14 protein-coding genes and 1 pseudogene are annotated in these 14,479 nt (G+C 35.3%); 3 read left to right on the forward strand and 12 right to left on the reverse strand.

Annotated elements, in window-relative coordinates; translation table 11 throughout:
• Positions 1-88: 88 nt before the first annotated feature.
• From ACODS7_RS21985 to ACODS7_RS22000, 4 genes are all read right to left on the reverse strand, one after another.
• Positions 89-1,621 (reverse strand): fatty acid--CoA ligase family protein, encoded by a 1,533-nt coding sequence (locus ACODS7_RS21985; protein ID WP_001055170.1) that lies wholly within the window; start codon positions 1,619-1,621, stop codon positions 89-91.
• Between the two features lie 161 nt (positions 1,622-1,782).
• Positions 1,783-2,211 carry a hypothetical protein gene (locus tag ACODS7_RS21990; protein ID WP_243168876.1) on the reverse strand — a complete coding sequence of 143 codons (429 nt, stop codon included), beginning with the start codon at positions 2,209-2,211 and terminating at the stop codon, positions 1,783-1,785.
• 299 nt (positions 2,212-2,510) lie between these two features.
• Positions 2,511-3,500 carry a lipoate--protein ligase gene (lplA, locus tag ACODS7_RS21995; RefSeq protein ID WP_016082564.1) on the reverse strand — a complete coding sequence of 330 codons (990 nt, stop codon included), beginning with the start codon at positions 3,498-3,500 and terminating at the stop codon, positions 2,511-2,513.
• A 9-nt stretch (positions 3,501-3,509) separates the two neighbouring features.
• Positions 3,510-4,244, reverse strand: a complete 735-nt coding sequence (locus ACODS7_RS22000) for an MBL fold metallo-hydrolase (protein ID WP_098138411.1) — start codon at positions 4,242-4,244, stop codon at positions 3,510-3,512.
• A 203-nt stretch (positions 4,245-4,447) separates the two neighbouring features.
• Here ACODS7_RS22000 and yhfH point away from each other — a divergent pair, with 203 nt between their 5' ends.
• Positions 4,448-4,576 (forward strand): protein YhfH, encoded by a 129-nt coding sequence (gene yhfH, locus ACODS7_RS22005; RefSeq protein ID WP_000567010.1) that lies wholly within the window; start codon positions 4,448-4,450, stop codon positions 4,574-4,576.
• Between the two features lie 39 nt (positions 4,577-4,615).
• On the opposite strand, the gene ACODS7_RS22010 is transcribed toward yhfH, so the two are convergent.
• Together ACODS7_RS22010 and ACODS7_RS22015 are read right to left on the reverse strand one after the other, a co-directional pair.
• A complete protein-coding gene (locus ACODS7_RS22010) occupies positions 4,616-5,629 on the reverse strand; it encodes a LacI family DNA-binding transcriptional regulator (RefSeq protein ID WP_016082566.1) in 1,014 nt (337 codons plus the stop codon).
• A 194-nt stretch (positions 5,630-5,823) separates the two neighbouring features.
• Positions 5,824-6,333, reverse strand: a complete 510-nt coding sequence (locus ACODS7_RS22015; protein ID WP_016082567.1) for a GNAT family N-acetyltransferase — start codon at positions 6,331-6,333, stop codon at positions 5,824-5,826.
• 133 nt (positions 6,334-6,466) lie between these two features.
• Between ACODS7_RS22015 and ACODS7_RS22020 the strand changes: the two genes are divergently transcribed.
• Complete coding sequence (locus ACODS7_RS22020; protein ID WP_001068217.1) at positions 6,467-6,820, forward strand: PH domain-containing protein; 354 nt, start codon at positions 6,467-6,469, stop codon at positions 6,818-6,820.
• A gap of 26 nt (positions 6,821-6,846) precedes the next feature.
• Here ACODS7_RS22020 and ACODS7_RS22025 read toward each other — a convergent pair whose 3' ends face one another.
• The 6 genes and pseudogenes from ACODS7_RS22025 to ACODS7_RS22050 all read right to left on the reverse strand — a co-directional run bounded on the left by ACODS7_RS22025 (position 6,847) and on the right by ACODS7_RS22050 (position 13,327).
• Positions 6,847-7,152, reverse strand: a complete 306-nt coding sequence (locus ACODS7_RS22025) for a DUF2087 domain-containing protein (protein WP_088114378.1) — start codon at positions 7,150-7,152, stop codon at positions 6,847-6,849.
• 34 nt (positions 7,153-7,186) lie between these two features.
• Positions 7,187-7,402: a hypothetical protein gene (locus ACODS7_RS22030; protein ID WP_016082570.1), complete on the reverse strand. Its 216-nt coding sequence runs from the start codon at positions 7,400-7,402 to the stop codon at positions 7,187-7,189.
• A 140-nt stretch (positions 7,403-7,542) separates the two neighbouring features.
• Positions 7,543-10,146, reverse strand: coding sequence for a YhgE/Pip domain-containing protein (locus ACODS7_RS22035; RefSeq protein WP_243168875.1), 2,604 nt, complete (start codon positions 10,144-10,146; stop codon positions 7,543-7,545).
• A 36-nt stretch (positions 10,147-10,182) separates the two neighbouring features.
• A complete protein-coding gene (locus tag ACODS7_RS22040; protein ID WP_000963381.1) occupies positions 10,183-10,755 on the reverse strand; it encodes a TetR/AcrR family transcriptional regulator in 573 nt (190 codons plus the stop codon).
• A 214-nt stretch (positions 10,756-10,969) separates the two neighbouring features.
• Positions 10,970-12,923 (reverse strand): annotated as a pseudogene (locus ACODS7_RS22045) (M56 family metallopeptidase).
• A gap of 2 nt (positions 12,924-12,925) precedes the next feature.
• Positions 12,926-13,327 (reverse strand): BlaI/MecI/CopY family transcriptional regulator, encoded by a 402-nt coding sequence (locus ACODS7_RS22050; RefSeq protein WP_000184509.1) that lies wholly within the window; start codon positions 13,325-13,327, stop codon positions 12,926-12,928.
• A 229-nt stretch (positions 13,328-13,556) separates the two neighbouring features.
• Here ACODS7_RS22050 and ACODS7_RS22055 point away from each other — a divergent pair, with 229 nt between their 5' ends.
• Positions 13,557-14,411 carry a hypothetical protein gene (locus tag ACODS7_RS22055; RefSeq protein WP_029442080.1) on the forward strand — a complete coding sequence of 285 codons (855 nt, stop codon included), beginning with the start codon at positions 13,557-13,559 and terminating at the stop codon, positions 14,409-14,411.
• Positions 14,412-14,479: the final 68 nt, after the last annotated feature.

Consider the following 14,479-nt stretch of genomic DNA (forward strand, 5'->3'; position numbering starts at 1 on the left):
AAAAAGAGGTTCAGACACAAAAACAGGCTGTAGAGAAGACTTTCTCCACAGCCTGCAAAAGATATCCCAAAGGGGATATCTTTCTCCATTATACTTGCATCGCTTTCTCTCTCAATGCTCTTCTTAACAATTTACCCGTCGTATTCTTCGGCAATTCTATTAAAAACTCAATGCTTTTCGGCACTTTATATTTCGCTAAATGTAACGCACAGTAATGCATTAGTTCTTCTTCTGTTACGTTTGCTTGCTTCAAAACGACGTACGCCCGCACAGCTTCTCCTAAGTTTTCATCAGGAACACCGATTACAACAACTTCCGCTACTGATTCGTGCGTATATAATACTTCTTCTACTTCACGAGGATATACGTTATAACCGCCAACTAGGACGATATCTTTTTTACGATCAACGATATAGAAGTAACCTTCTTCATCCATTTTCGCTAAGTCACCTGTATATAGCCAGCCGTCTTTCAATGTCGCAGCTGTATCTTCTGGTGCATTATAGTATCCTTTCATAACGTTAGGTCCGCGAACGATTAATTCGCCGACTGCGCCGACAGGTACTTCTTCCCCAAGTTCATTTACAATTTTATTTTCTACATGCCAAATATTTGTGCCAATTGATCCTGGTTTACGAGGACGATCTAGCGGATTGAAACAAGTAACTGGTGATGCTTCTGATAAACCGTATCCTTCTGAAACAATAACGTTAAAACGTTTTTCAAAGTTTTGCAGAAGAGCAACAGGCATCGATGCACCACCGGAAATACAAAGACGAAGCGTCTTCACATCTTCTGCGCTTGCTTCTTCAAATAAATATAAATAATTGTACATCGTCGGTACGCCAGCAAAAATCGTTGGTTCGTACGTGCGACAAATACGGAATACTTCTTTCGGACTAAATTTCGGTAACATTAAAATCGTTGCCCCGTTCACAATCGGTGCATTTACCGCAACTGTTAAACAGAACACATGGAACATTGGCAGTGCCGCAACGACGCGATCGTCAGCAGTAAATTGTAAATAAGACGCAACATCATTCGCATTACTATATAAATTTTTATGTGTTAACATAGCGCCTTTCGGTTTTCCAGTTGTACCTGAAGTGTATAGGATAACCGCTACATCTTCTTCATCTAGTTCAGGGCCTTCGTATTGTAAGTCTCCAGCCCCCACAAAACTAGTAAACGTTTTCATTTTTTCGGTTTCTGTATGGTTAAAATCTGATGAGGTTTCGCATATGATGATGTTTTCTAATGAAGGAAGTCTTGTTGTAAGAGATTGTATAACAGGTAGAAGGACGTCGAGTACGATGATTGTTTTTACATCTCCATTTTGTAAAATGTAATGCATTTCGTCTGCTGTATAAATTGGATTAACTGGAATAACAGTTGCTCCGGCTTTCATTGTTCCGTATAAACCGACCAAAAAATGTGGCGAGTTCCCAACAACTAATGCGACATTGTCCCCTTTTCCAATGCCCATTTCTGCTAAATTGCTAGAAAACCTTGTGACCATTTTGTTTAATTGGTCATATGAGACCGACTGATCCATAAATATATAAGCCGGTTTATCCCCCTTCTTTTTTGCCGTTTCAGCCAAAGATTGAACGAGATTCACAAAAACCCCACCTTTATAAAATTTAGAATATTTAAAAATTCTAAATTAATTATATTAAAAGAAAATTAAAGTGGCAAGTGATATTCTATTAACTGCATATAGACAGATCAACTACTCTTAGTTTACTTTGGAAGAATAAGGGGATTTTGTTTGCAAGTAATTTATGAAACTAGACCAGAAATCATTTTAGGATAATATGCATTCATCTTTTCTCTAAGTTTATTAAGTTCCTCTTTATTTAACGTCGTATGCTCTCCAAACAAGTTGATCGCGCCCGCTCCATTTTCATGAAAATACACGGTAACATATAACGTCGGTAACCCTTTGTTGTTTTCATCTATTGATAAGACGACATCTGGCGTTTTATTAACAGTGCTGAATGTTTCATTTCTTTTCCACTTCTTATTTTGAAACATGTCTTGTATATCATGTATCTTTCGTTTGTTATCTGTATGCGTAAAATATATAACATTATCCTCCGCTGGTTTTCCGATAGACAAAATTGTACGACTTGAGGGCGATTCACTGCTACACGCTGTCATTCCGATGACGAAGCTGAGTAATAATACAACGTACATTACCCTTTTCATATCGATCCGCCTCCTTTTCATATATATATTCCTTTATAAGAGGCAGATGTCCTGTGATTTTATGTTTTGTGGTAAATGAAATTATATGAGCGATTTTTCAGTTATATCAGCGCAGCTCGATTTATATCGGCGATTTTCCAAATATATCAGCGCAACTCGGTTTATATCGGCGATTCTCCAAATATATCAGCGCAACTTAATTTATATCGGCGATTTTTCAGTTATATCGACTTACCGACAAAACCTGACAATCTACGCAAAAAGAAAGAGGCTGCCCGTTATGGAAGCCTCCCTCATTTTTAGAAGAATAAATGTAAGAAATCTTCTGTTGTAATGTTACCGAAGTAGCGTGCGATATCTACGCCTTCTAAAGCTGCAGTGAATGCATCTTTATCGAACTGAATGCCTGTTAGACGCTCTTCAATATCATGAACATCTAGTGAACCAAAGAAGTCGCCGTAAATTTTACATTCTGTTACTGTTCCTTTTTTCACTTCAAGACGAACATCAACTTGTCCAACTGGGAAGCGGTGTGAATGTTGTAAGTTGAACTTCGGTGATTTTCCGTAGTTCCAATCCCAATTTTGGTAACGTTCTTCAGAAAGTTTGTGGATCTCTTTCCAATCATGTTCTGTTAATTCGTACGTTGGGATTTCTGTTTCTCCTTCGAAAATTGTTTCTAGAAGAAGTTGTCTGAACTCTTCTGTCGTCATTTCTTCGTTTAGAAACTCTGTAATGTTCGCAACGCGGCTACGGATTGATTTAATTCCTTTTGATTGAATCTTATCCATTTTTACTTTTAGCGCTGATACGACGTGATCGATTTCAGAGTCAAATAGTAACGTACCGTGACTGAACATACGACCTTTCGTTGAGAACTGCGCGTTACCTGAAATTTTTCTACCTTCAGCTAAAATGTCGTTACGACCACTTAGTTCTGCATTTACGCCTAATTTACCAAGCGCTTTCGTTACAGGCTCAGTAAATTTTTTGAAGTTACTGAAACTATCTCCATCATCTTTCGTAATAAAGCTGAAGTTTAAGTTTCCTAAATCATGATATACTGCGCCTCCGCCTGATAGACGACGAACGACATGAATACCTTTTTCTTTTACGTAATCTGCATTAATTTCTTCTACTGTGTTTTGGTTTTTACCAATGATAATCGAAGGCTCATTAATGTAAAACAGTAAATATGTTTCGTTAATATCTAAATTCTTCACACAATATTCTTCAATCGCTAAGTTTATTCTAGGATCTGTAATTCCTTTATTATCAATAAATAACATCGTATCACCTCATGAGTTCCATACGTAGCCACTATGCGCTAGCGTAATATGGCCACTGAAAATTTGTTTTGCTTCTGTTACTAAATCAGATGGGTTGCCTGTATGCGGTAAGTGCGTTAATAAAAGTTCTTTTACATTCGCATCTTTTGCAATACTTGCTACTTCTGTACTATTCATATGCCCTGCTTTTGCAGCCTCTTGATGTGCATACATATTACACTCACAAATGAAAAGATCAGCATCTTTTGTGAATGAAATGAATTCAGGAATATAACTTGAATCAGCGCTGTATACTACAGCATCATCTCCAGCTGTAATACGCATCGCAAAGCATGTAACAGGATGAACAGTTTTTAAGAACGAAATCGAGAATGGTCCAACTTGAAGTGTTTCTTCTGGATTGTACGCGATTCCTTTCGTATGTGGTTCATGTGTTAAAGAATGGAATCCATTCTCGTCAAACGTATGACCGTATATTGGTAATTCCGGTAGTTGCCTTGTTGTCGCACTCGTAATTAATCTCGCATATTGCAATACCCCAATGTCTGCAACATGATCGTGATGATAATGCGAAAGTACAACTGCATCTATATGAGATGGTGTTATATATTTTTGAAGCTGTGCTAGTACACCACTACCACAGTCTACAAGTAAACGAAAACCATCGTGTTCAAACAAATACCCCGACGTTGCTTCTCCCGCTTCTGGAAAGCCGCCCCAAAAGCCGACAACAGTCATTTTCATATGTATCCATCCTTTCTAAAACCGAGTAGGAATGCAGTTTTTCTCCGTACTTGAGAAAGTTTTTTACTTACATCCTACATTGTTAACTATAATCCATTTCCTAAACTTTTTCATTAATTTTCAATTTTGTTATAAAACAGTTGTTGACTTTTATTTTTTGTACTAATACAATGATAGTAAGAAATGGAAATGGAGGGATTGACATGATCGATCAACCAATGGAGTTTTTCAGAAATTTACCGACGAAAACTTGTGCGCACTGTGGGAAAGAAATTGATGAGCAACACGAAGCATACCATAACAAATGTGATGACTGCGTTCACGAAGAATAGTAGTTTGTGAACGTAAGAAAACCTAGCAGACATAGTCTACTAGGCTAATAACATCTTATCCTTCATCGTTGAACCTTTCACCAAGAGCTCCAGTTCAAACTCATACAATTCTTTTTTTCGATAATTTTTCGTATGGATTTTATCCATCATCAGGTCGACAACTTTTCGGGCCATTTCATCAATTGGCTGTTCAATTGTCGTAATACCTGGTTCTGTAATCTGCGATAATATTTGATTATCAAAACCGATAACAGCGAGATCATCTGGAATGCTCAAGTTATGGTGCTTCGCCTCTGAGATAATTCCAGCTGCTACCTCATCGCCTCCTGCCAAAATCGCGGTAGGATTTTTTTTGTCCTTTAATACTTCATGGAATATTCGTTTTCCATCCTCCCAAGAGAAAGCGTTTTCAAGAAAATCAATCGCTTCTACTTGGCGGCTCTTCTCAGTTATTGCACGTAAAAAGCCCATTTTTCGCTGCTGGCTAACTAATTTGGTTTCGTTACCACGGCAAAAAATAAGATTACGATACCCTTGATCTAACACATGCTTCGCAGCTATGTATGCTCCTTGCGCATGATCAAACTTCACTGTTGGAATATTTGCTTCCTCAATATATTCATTACATAACACGATTGGACCGTGCTGTAAGTATGGCTCTACATCTTCCCACGGATTTTCTAGTGAACATAGAATAATCCCATCTACTTGTTTCGTAGATAATAATTGTAAATACTCCATCTCTTTTTCTGGTAAATATCTTGTTTGACAAATAATCAGTTTATATTTATGTTCAGAAGCTGCAATCTCGATTGCTTCAATAAATCTACTAAAAAAAGGATTTGTAATCCTTGGAACTAGCACCGCAATTGTTTCCGTTTTTTGTTTACGAAGCCTTCTCGCCGCAGAATTAGGAACGAAGCCTAAATGCTTCATTGCTAATTGAACCCTTTTTTTCTTCTCATCTGAAACATATGGATGATTATTAATCACCCTAGAAACCGTTGTCCTTGATAACCCCGCTAATTTCGCCACGTCCTCTATAGTCGACACGAAATTCTCCCCCTTTGCATGAAAACGTTTTCTTAAATTGATTATATAGTATATTATTGGAAACTGCAATATCGGTTGTTATGATTTTACTATATTAATATTATACATAGGAAAAAGTCTGTTAATGCAGGGGCAATATACTGCTTTTAGAAATTTACAGTAGGTACATTCCTTTTCTTAATACCATATATCCTTTATTCCATATAAAAGCCCATCAATACGTCGTCTCCATATGATCCATCTTCATATTTAATTTGCTTTCGTTGTCTGCCTTCTTCTACAAATCCCATACGTTTGTACACTGTAATTGCCCGATCATTAACAGAAACTACACCTAAGCAAATTTTCTCTAAACCTTTCTGCCCTTTCGCCCAACTAATAAGAAATTCAATTAATTTCGTGCCGATGCCTTGATTACAATACGCCTCTTTAATCCCCATTCCCATTGTGCCTGCGTGTTGTAACCGTTCTAGTTCATATCGTTTGAAAAGTAAAAAGCCTACCACCTTATAATCTACTTCATACACGATATAAAGATTACCTTTCTCATTACTTTTCCGTATCTTTTCTCTTTCTGCATCAATATCATTCGGCAATTTCTTTGGAGATACTATGAAAAACTTTGTAGTACTTTCCGATAATATAATTTCTTTTCTAATGTTCATTATTGCTTCTGCATCAGCCTCTTTTACTAATCGTATCACTGAATCACCTCGTACTTTTTCTTTTAAAAAATAATATTAAAACTATAAAACGTCCAATATGCAATATTGCATATTGAGAATCTTTTTACTCTTGATACAATATTCATACATCAAAATAAAAGGAATGTATGCAATGAATCCAATCTTAACAGCTGCAAAACAACTATTACATAAAGAAGAAAAGATTTTATCTACTTTAAAATGTTCACTTACTGGCTATATGATTACGCATAAAGTCCCGTATCCTGGCATGTTACTTGCTACTAATAAAAGACTGCTCTTTTTTAGCCAATATAAAAACACATTCATTGCCGAATTTGATTATGAAAAAATTCTATCCATAGAAACGAAGAGAAGAATCTTTGACAAAAAAATAATATTTTATTATGAAGATGAATATATAACGCTTGGATACATTACAAGTTCGAATGTTGAAGCGTTCATAGACTTACTACAAAGAAACAGCAAGACTAGCACAGGCTTATAATCAGCGGGGATCCCCTCGCTGATTCATTATTTTAACTCCTCCCACTTCGTCCAAACTTCTCTCCCGTTTATACGGTACATATTATCCTCTCTATCCATAAACCCCTGTACAATAAATTCACGTCTAATTGTACAAAAATCATCATGATATTGTTTTATAAATGTATTAATTTCTTTTTCTGTATATTGATTTCCAGCATTTAATTTGCTAATTAAATGCTCTAACAATACTAGTTTTTTCTTCTTTTGACCTGGAATCGATTTTAAACGATCCTCTTTATCGAAAAAGTTACGAATGGTCGTATCACGGAATTTCATTTCGCTCTCGGTCATTTTTTATCCTCCATCGGTTTTTATACAATAAAATTTATCGTTTATCTTTACTATCCTTCTTCATTCTTTCACTTACAACATCCATAAAGTAATATCCACTAATTAGCACATAGTAAACTACAAGTATCCCTAGTGCATCTTTCATACTTGTATATTTTTCTTTATGAAACAAGATAGGTGAAAGGGCGTAAACAAGAAAGATGATTAGCGGATTTACGATAAAATAATAAGTAAGATTTCCTCTCATCATATCAGCTCCTCTACCCTATGTTTCTCTGTAAATTATTGTAATTCCTTTTCTTTCGTTTCTATAGCTTTTAGAAAGATTTATAGATGAACTAAGGAAACGATGCCCTACATTTAAAAAAAAGCACCAAAAAGGTGCTTTTTTTACGCTTCAATCGATTGATTTTCAGCAATATTTTTAAATTGTCGTTTGTGCATCAAAGTTAAGGAAGCAATCGTTCCAAGTGATAATACAACGATAAAGGTCATGAGCATTCCTATATTTTTCCACATGAAGTCAAAGTCTCCACTCGATACGACTGCTTTAAATCCTGATACAGAGTATGTCATCGGTAACCAAGCATGAAATGGTTGTAAAAACTTCGGAATCAATTCTAGTGGGAATGTTCCGGCACTTGTTGTAAGCTGCATAATTAATGTGATGATGGCGATAAAACGGCCTGCATCACCGAATGCTGTTACTAAACATTGAATTAATGCGATAAACGCTAAACTTGTAATGATACTAAAGAGTATGAAGTACGGAATACTTTGTACTTCTACACCTAATCCGAACAGTAATATGACATCTGCTACTATCGCTTGAATAATACCGACCGATAGTAAAACACCGAACTTACTAATAAACCAGCTAAATCCTGATTTTGGAACACCGACTGTATCACGTAATGGATATACAATTGATAATAGTAATGCCCCAACGAATAAACCGAGTGATAAGAAATACGGCGTAAATCCAGTTCCGTAGTTTGGCACTTCCGCCATTTTCTCCGTCTTCACTTTTACAGGACTTGCAAACATATCATACGTTTTATCCGTCCCTTTTACTTCACCAGTTTTCTCTGCCCCTTCGCCAAGTTTCTCTGCAAGTTCACCTGAACCATCGTTTACTTTCACTAGTCCATCAGTTACTTTTCCTGATCCGTCTGCTAGTTTATTTACGCCGTCGATTAGCTGGGTTGAGCCCGTTGACATTTTATTTAGACCACCATTAAGAGTGCCTAAGCCAGTTGTTACTTGGCTTGAACCGTCTGCTAATTGCGTTATGCCACCTGTCATTTGGTTTGCTCCTGCGGATAATGTACCCAAACCGCCGGTTACTTTGCTTGAGCCATCTGCTAATTGATTTACTCCTGCAGATAATTGACCTAATCCTGCTGTCACCTTTCCTGATCCGCTTTGTAATTGCGTTACTCCATCAATTAATTGAACTGATCCATCTTTTAATTTATCGGCACCTATTTTTGCATTATCTAATCCCTCACCAAATCCATAAAACTTACTAACAAATTCATTTTGAGCATTTGTTAGTTTCTCAATACCATCTGCTAGAGTTTTTACTCCTTCTGAATTTGGTAATTTATTTTGCAATCCACTTGTTTTTTGATCTATTTCGCCTTTTAATTGTTTTACTTGTTCATTTAATTTATTTGTTCCACCTGCTACTCCGGCAGCTTTTTGCTGAACTGTCTCTGTACTTTTTACAGCACTTGTTATGAATGGTTGTAACTGCTCTTGATATTCTTTCGGTAAACTTTCAATTTGCTTTTGTAAATTCGCTACCTCTTGTGCTGCATTTTTGGCATCTCCTGCTGTTGATTGTGTAAGTTCATTTAACCGATTTACATTCGCCCCAGCTCCATCTATTTTCCCATTTACTGTATTTAATATAGAAGGAACTTTCGCCTGCATTTCCTCTAATCCTGCAGCAGACTTTTGTACATTACTATTTAAGTCTTGCAATCCCTTTTGAATCGCTTGAGAACCTTTTTCTAATTGACTTTGCCCTTCAACAAGTTTTCCCATACCATTTGATAGATTAGTTGTTCCTGTTTGTAATTCGCCGGATTTACTTACTAGTTTGTTCAAGCCCCCAGTCACTTTCTCAGATCCATCACGCAATTCACCCGTTTTGCTATTTAACGTATTTAAACCGCCTGTTACTTTTCCGGAGCCATCTTGCAATTTCCCTATGCCCGTCTGCATCTCACCTGTTTTACTATTTAACGTATTTAAACCCGCTGTCACTTTTCCTGATCCATCTACTAATTTATTAGATCCATCTGCTAATTTCTGAACTCCATCCTTCATCTCCCCAGACTTCCCTTGCAGTGTATGAAGGCCATCCGTCACTTTACTTGAACCATCATGCAATTCACTTGATCCGTCGTGTAGTTTACTTGCCCCTTCTGCTCCATCTGCTAATCCTTTTGAGACATCTTTAATAGAATCGAACATTTTCTCTGCATATGTTTTCGTTAACGTGCTCGATACTTCAGTTTTAATTTTTTCAATGGCTGTTCCACCAATTTGTGAAGATAAGAAGTTTAAACTTTCGTTTGGAATGTACTCTAAGTTTAATGGCTTTGGATTGTCTTTTAGTAACGTTGTAGCGTTACTTGAGAAGTCATCTGGAATGCGCACTAACATGTAATACTTTCTACCTTCCATTCCTTTCTTTGCTTCTTTTTCACTTACGAACTCCCATTTAAAACTTTTATTATCTTTTAAATTATCAACGAGCCCTTTTCCAACCTCAATTGGTTTTCCATCAAATAGTGCGCCTTTATCTAAATTGACTACTGCAACGGGTAAGTCATCTAACTGTTTATACGGGTCCCAAAAGGCCCACAAAAACATCCCTGCATATAAAATCGGTACAAATAAAACCGCGATAATTGGAATTAATATTTTTTTACTTTTTATAATTTCCGTGAACTCTTTACGAAGTAACTGATTCCCTTTCATAATTTCTCCCCCTTTTATAAAATTAAAAGGATTATCTTAGTTTGACAATCCTTTTAGTAAATAAAGTTCAAATAACTCTGCAATTTTTTCTTTTTCTAGCGGTTCGTGATTTTTTTCCCAATCAAAAATAAGTGATACATATAGACGAAGCATAATAAATGCTGTAATTTCTGGATCACATTTGCTAATTTCACCTTTTTCAATCGCAATCTTTAAATACGATTGAATAACAGAAACGATTTCCACATCAACTTGTTGCATAACTTCTTGTACTTCTTTCGTTCCCATATCGCGCTCTTCTTGAATTAATTTAATCATGAGCTGATGTTCTTTTCTAAATTCCAAGATGCTATATAATGCTCTATGTACATTTTCAAAAAATGAAACATCTGAACGAATTGCGCTTTCTGCAACTTGCTTCATTTCTGTAATTAAATTAGAAATAATTTCACCAAATAGCTCTTCTTTATTTTTGAAAAAAGTATAAATCGTTCCTTTTCCTACATTCGCTAACTTCGCTACTTGATCCATCGTTGTTGCTTTATAACCGAACGCTGAAAAAGACTTTGTTGCAGCTTCAATAATAGAACGTTTTCGATCTATCGCCACATTGTCACCTCCAAAAATGACCGATTGGATAATATAGTCAATCAGTACATCTTTGATATTACCACACGCTTACATTCTATACAAGTTCTCTTTTTATTATTTCCAGTATAAAAAAATTTCAGTCAAGTTATATCATACTGTCCATAGTTTATCAAAAAGTATACTTGTATGGAAAGCTAGAATATATTCGTAAATAATTGCTGACTAGATCCCACTAGAAACTTAATAAAATAGAAAGTAATATTTTCTCCATCTCTTTCTTAGTTAGATCATCATCAATTATCTCTTCGTATATCTTTGTATATCTTTGTATCTCTTGTAAAAATATCATTCACTATGACAATTTGATAATCACTATTCTTACCTTGTGCTGGTACAAACATTTTAAGGCCTCTTAACTTCCCCTCTCCATGGGAAGATTTATTATATACCATTTCTTTCCCATCTAAACTATAACTTTCTAGATTCTCTACTCCAGGCATCATATAGTGTAGCGGATCCTTATTATCACCTGCATAAATCCTTGATTGGTAAATTGTAAAACCATATTTTCCATTTGCATATTCTGATTTAACAACTAATTCTACATCTCTTCCAAAATATGAGTCAGCCCATTCCCTCTTTAATTCATAACCTTCAGGTATATAAGTCGGCTGCTTAATTTGATACGGTACATGTTCTTTCGCTTCTTCTATAGTATATGTTAAAGACTTCTCCACCCTTTCCGAAAGTGGAACTAATTTCTTCTCAATACTAGCTAATCTTTCTTGATCAGCTTTATTCAAACGTTCACGTTTAAATTCCTTTGTATCTCTATCATAATTCTCAGGTACTTTTTTATTAACCATTGCTTTTTTATGAATTTCTTTAGCTTCTTTAAATAATTGAACATACTGCTCAAATTCTTCTTTTGTAAAATTCTTTTCTGCCAAATACAAAAAATCTGTATCCCTTTTATATGACTTTATTGACATACCCCATTCTCTACTTGCATTCTCTGGTGTACCATATACTGTTTCTATCGCTTTTTCAAAAGCTGCTTTAGATTGCTTTTTTTCTACAACCTTTTCTTCCTGTCTTTCATCTCCCTCAGTTATCTTTGCATTTAATAAAAATCCGCCTGCTATAGCAACTATGACAATAACTCCAAGTAAAGAAAGACGATACGATTTCTTTTGGAATTTTTTAATCATAATGATTCTCCTTTTTAGTGTTCGTTTATTTCTACTTAAATTTGCTAGGCTTGGCACTTGATAGGAATAGTGTTCTAGAAGGGTAATAATTGTATGACCGTATGCAATTTGTTCCTCTTTATCTATAAAAGTAAGTGCATATGCATCACAGACTAATTCTTGATCTTCTCGCATACAAAAATAGGCGTACCAAAGAATTGGATTGAACCAATTTAATAGGATTAAACTGTACATAATCCAATTTACAGCTACGTCGTTTCTCTTAATATGAGCTAACTCATGGTAAAAGACATATTGTAATTGTTGCTCATTTAATACTTTCATATGTTTTTTTGATAGTAATACTTTTGGGCGGAAGAAACTAAACACAGTTGGACTTGCAATTTTTCCTGCTAAACGTAAGGAAACTGCCTTCTTCACTTTCATAGACTGCTTACAGCGATCAAACACTGTAATGACCTGTTCATCCGTAATATCCGGTTGTTTCTTTATGTACGAATATAACCGTCTATTTGTAAGAAACGTGATAGCTGCTAATATGATTACCCCAGCTAGCCACACATACAAAGCAAGTTTGTATAAAGAAAATGTAGTCTGTTTTTCCGAACTGACTTCTACTTCCGGTTCGCTAGTTTTTGTCACCATTTTAGGATTTGATTCCAATTCCACTTTACGGTCGCTTTCTATGTTCACTATATTCTCAGTAGCTGGCATATTTTTTGGAATTACTTCCGATACACTAGAACTATAGGACAGTAATGAGTAAATGCTATAAGAGCTATCTGGCGACCACGGTAAAAGGAGTCTTACCATTAATACGATCCACAGCATATATTGCCACCGGGGTGTTAATTTATTTCTAAATAGAACTTTTATACATAAAATAAATCCAACTAATATGCTAGCCATAAGTGAAGTTTCTATAAGCCAATCAAAAAAATGAGGAAGGTATACATTTATAAGCGTGTTTATCATTTTTATCGATCCTTCCTCTTATTCTCCTCTGTCTTCTCATCTAAAATGCGTTTTAATTCATTAATATCTTCTGAAGATAATTTCTCCTCTTTTAAGAAATTAACAAGTAATGGTTTAAACGCTGCACCGCAAAAACGCTTTAGTAAAGATTTCGTTTCCACTTGCAAATAATTATCTTGTGATACTAACGGATAATAAGCATACATTCGCCCTTTATCTTGATGGTAAGAAACGGCTTCCTTTTGTACTAATCGATTAATTAATGTGCGGATTGTTTTCGGTTTCCAGTCCATTGCATCTTCCAGTTCTTCTATAATTTCATTCGCTGTTTGTGGAGAACTCGACCAAAGTACTTTCATAATTTCTAATTCCGCTTCAGATATTTTAGGTAATTGATTTGTCATCGTATGTTTCACTCCTAAGTATTACATTTGTAATTTATACTAAAGATTACAAATGTAATACTTAATTGTCAACCATATTTTAGAAAAATTAATTTCAGCTAAACCTTACTTCACAACAACAAAATTCCTCTTTTTCAAATAATCAAATAAAAAAACAAGAAAATCTTTACAATTAATAGTAATATAGAAAATAGACAAGTTTATCAAAACAGTGGAGGCTTTTTCAGTCATGATGCGTGCACTTCGTTTAAATATAAAGCAAGCTTTTTGTAGTCGTATTTCTTTCATTATGATGCTTAGTGGATTCGTTCTTATTTGCATTTATCACTATTATTATGTAATTCGTTATTTAGGAAACGCAGCAAATGGTCCTATATCAACAGATTTAAAATGGATTGGATTTCGCGACAATGAAATGGATGTTTATTTATTATTAATGCCAGTTATTGCGAGTTTCCCCTTTAGTACAAGTTACAATTCGGATAAGTCCGATGGTTTTAAACCGTTTGTGAGTAAGGGGATTTCTATATTTCCTTATTCAGTAGCGAAATATATCGTTACGTTTTTTTGCGGAGGATTTCTTTATACACTTCCATTCATCTTATCGTTATTATTTTGCAAATTAACCATTCCAGACGGAACACCTACGGTTGGTTCGGGCATCATAAATGCTGATGGAATGTTTGCAAACCTATATTTTGATGCGCCTCTCACTTACATTGCTGTATATATCGGAATTAATTTTTTATTTGCAGGTTTAATGGCCCTTTTAGGACTTGCTGCATCTGTATGGTCACAAAAAGACTATATGGCAATTCTCTTTCCATTTGCAGCCGCCTCCATTCCTTACGTCCTGCTAAATACAATACTTCCTTCAATAGGCGGAGCACCTTTTCATTTATATGATCCGAAACAGCCATTGCAAGGCATGTCACCATATATTTTAATGACGCAATGTGCTTTCTTCCTTTTCGTTAGCTTACTTATGTATATACAAGGAGTAAAGCGGGATAGAAAAAAATATAAAAGAAGACTGCAAAGAAGAGAGCGGTGTAGAAAAGCGTTTCAAACAATTTCAGACTAAATGATAATAAGAGCGTAATCCCCTAAGTTAACATAGAGAATTACGCTCTTATTATCATTACTCATATA

The organism is Bacillus sp. FG16, from assembly GCF_057809515.1.

Excerpts from the sequence above, each read along its gene's own strand:
- ACODS7_RS22020 (WP_001068217.1), top strand. The coding sequence starts at position 6,467 with ATGAATCCAATCTTAACAGCTGCAAAACAACTATTACATAAAGAAGAA.
- yhfH (WP_000567010.1), top strand. The coding sequence starts at position 4,448 with ATGATCGATCAACCAATGGAGTTTTTCAGAAATTTACCGACGAAAACT.
- ACODS7_RS22030 (WP_016082570.1), bottom strand. The coding sequence starts at position 7,402 with ATGATGAGAGGAAATCTTACTTATTATTTTATCGTAAATCCGCTAATC.
- ACODS7_RS22055 (WP_029442080.1), top strand. The coding sequence starts at position 13,557 with ATGATGCGTGCACTTCGTTTAAATATAAAGCAAGCTTTTTGTAGTCGT.
- ACODS7_RS22000 (WP_098138411.1), bottom strand. The coding sequence starts at position 4,244 with ATGAAAATGACTGTTGTCGGCTTTTGGGGCGGCTTTCCAGAAGCGGGA.
- ACODS7_RS22035 (WP_243168875.1), bottom strand. The coding sequence starts at position 10,146 with ATGAAAGGGAATCAGTTACTTCGTAAAGAGTTCACGGAAATTATAAAA.
- ACODS7_RS21990 (WP_243168876.1), bottom strand. The coding sequence starts at position 2,211 with ATGAAAAGGGTAATGTACGTTGTATTATTACTCAGCTTCGTCATCGGA.
- lplA (WP_016082564.1), bottom strand. The coding sequence starts at position 3,500 with ATGTTATTTATTGATAATAAAGGAATTACAGATCCTAGAATAAACTTA.
- ACODS7_RS22050 (WP_000184509.1), bottom strand. The coding sequence starts at position 13,327 with ATGACAAATCAATTACCTAAAATATCTGAAGCGGAATTAGAAATTATG.
- ACODS7_RS22025 (WP_088114378.1), bottom strand. The coding sequence starts at position 7,152 with ATGACCGAGAGCGAAATGAAATTCCGTGATACGACCATTCGTAACTTT.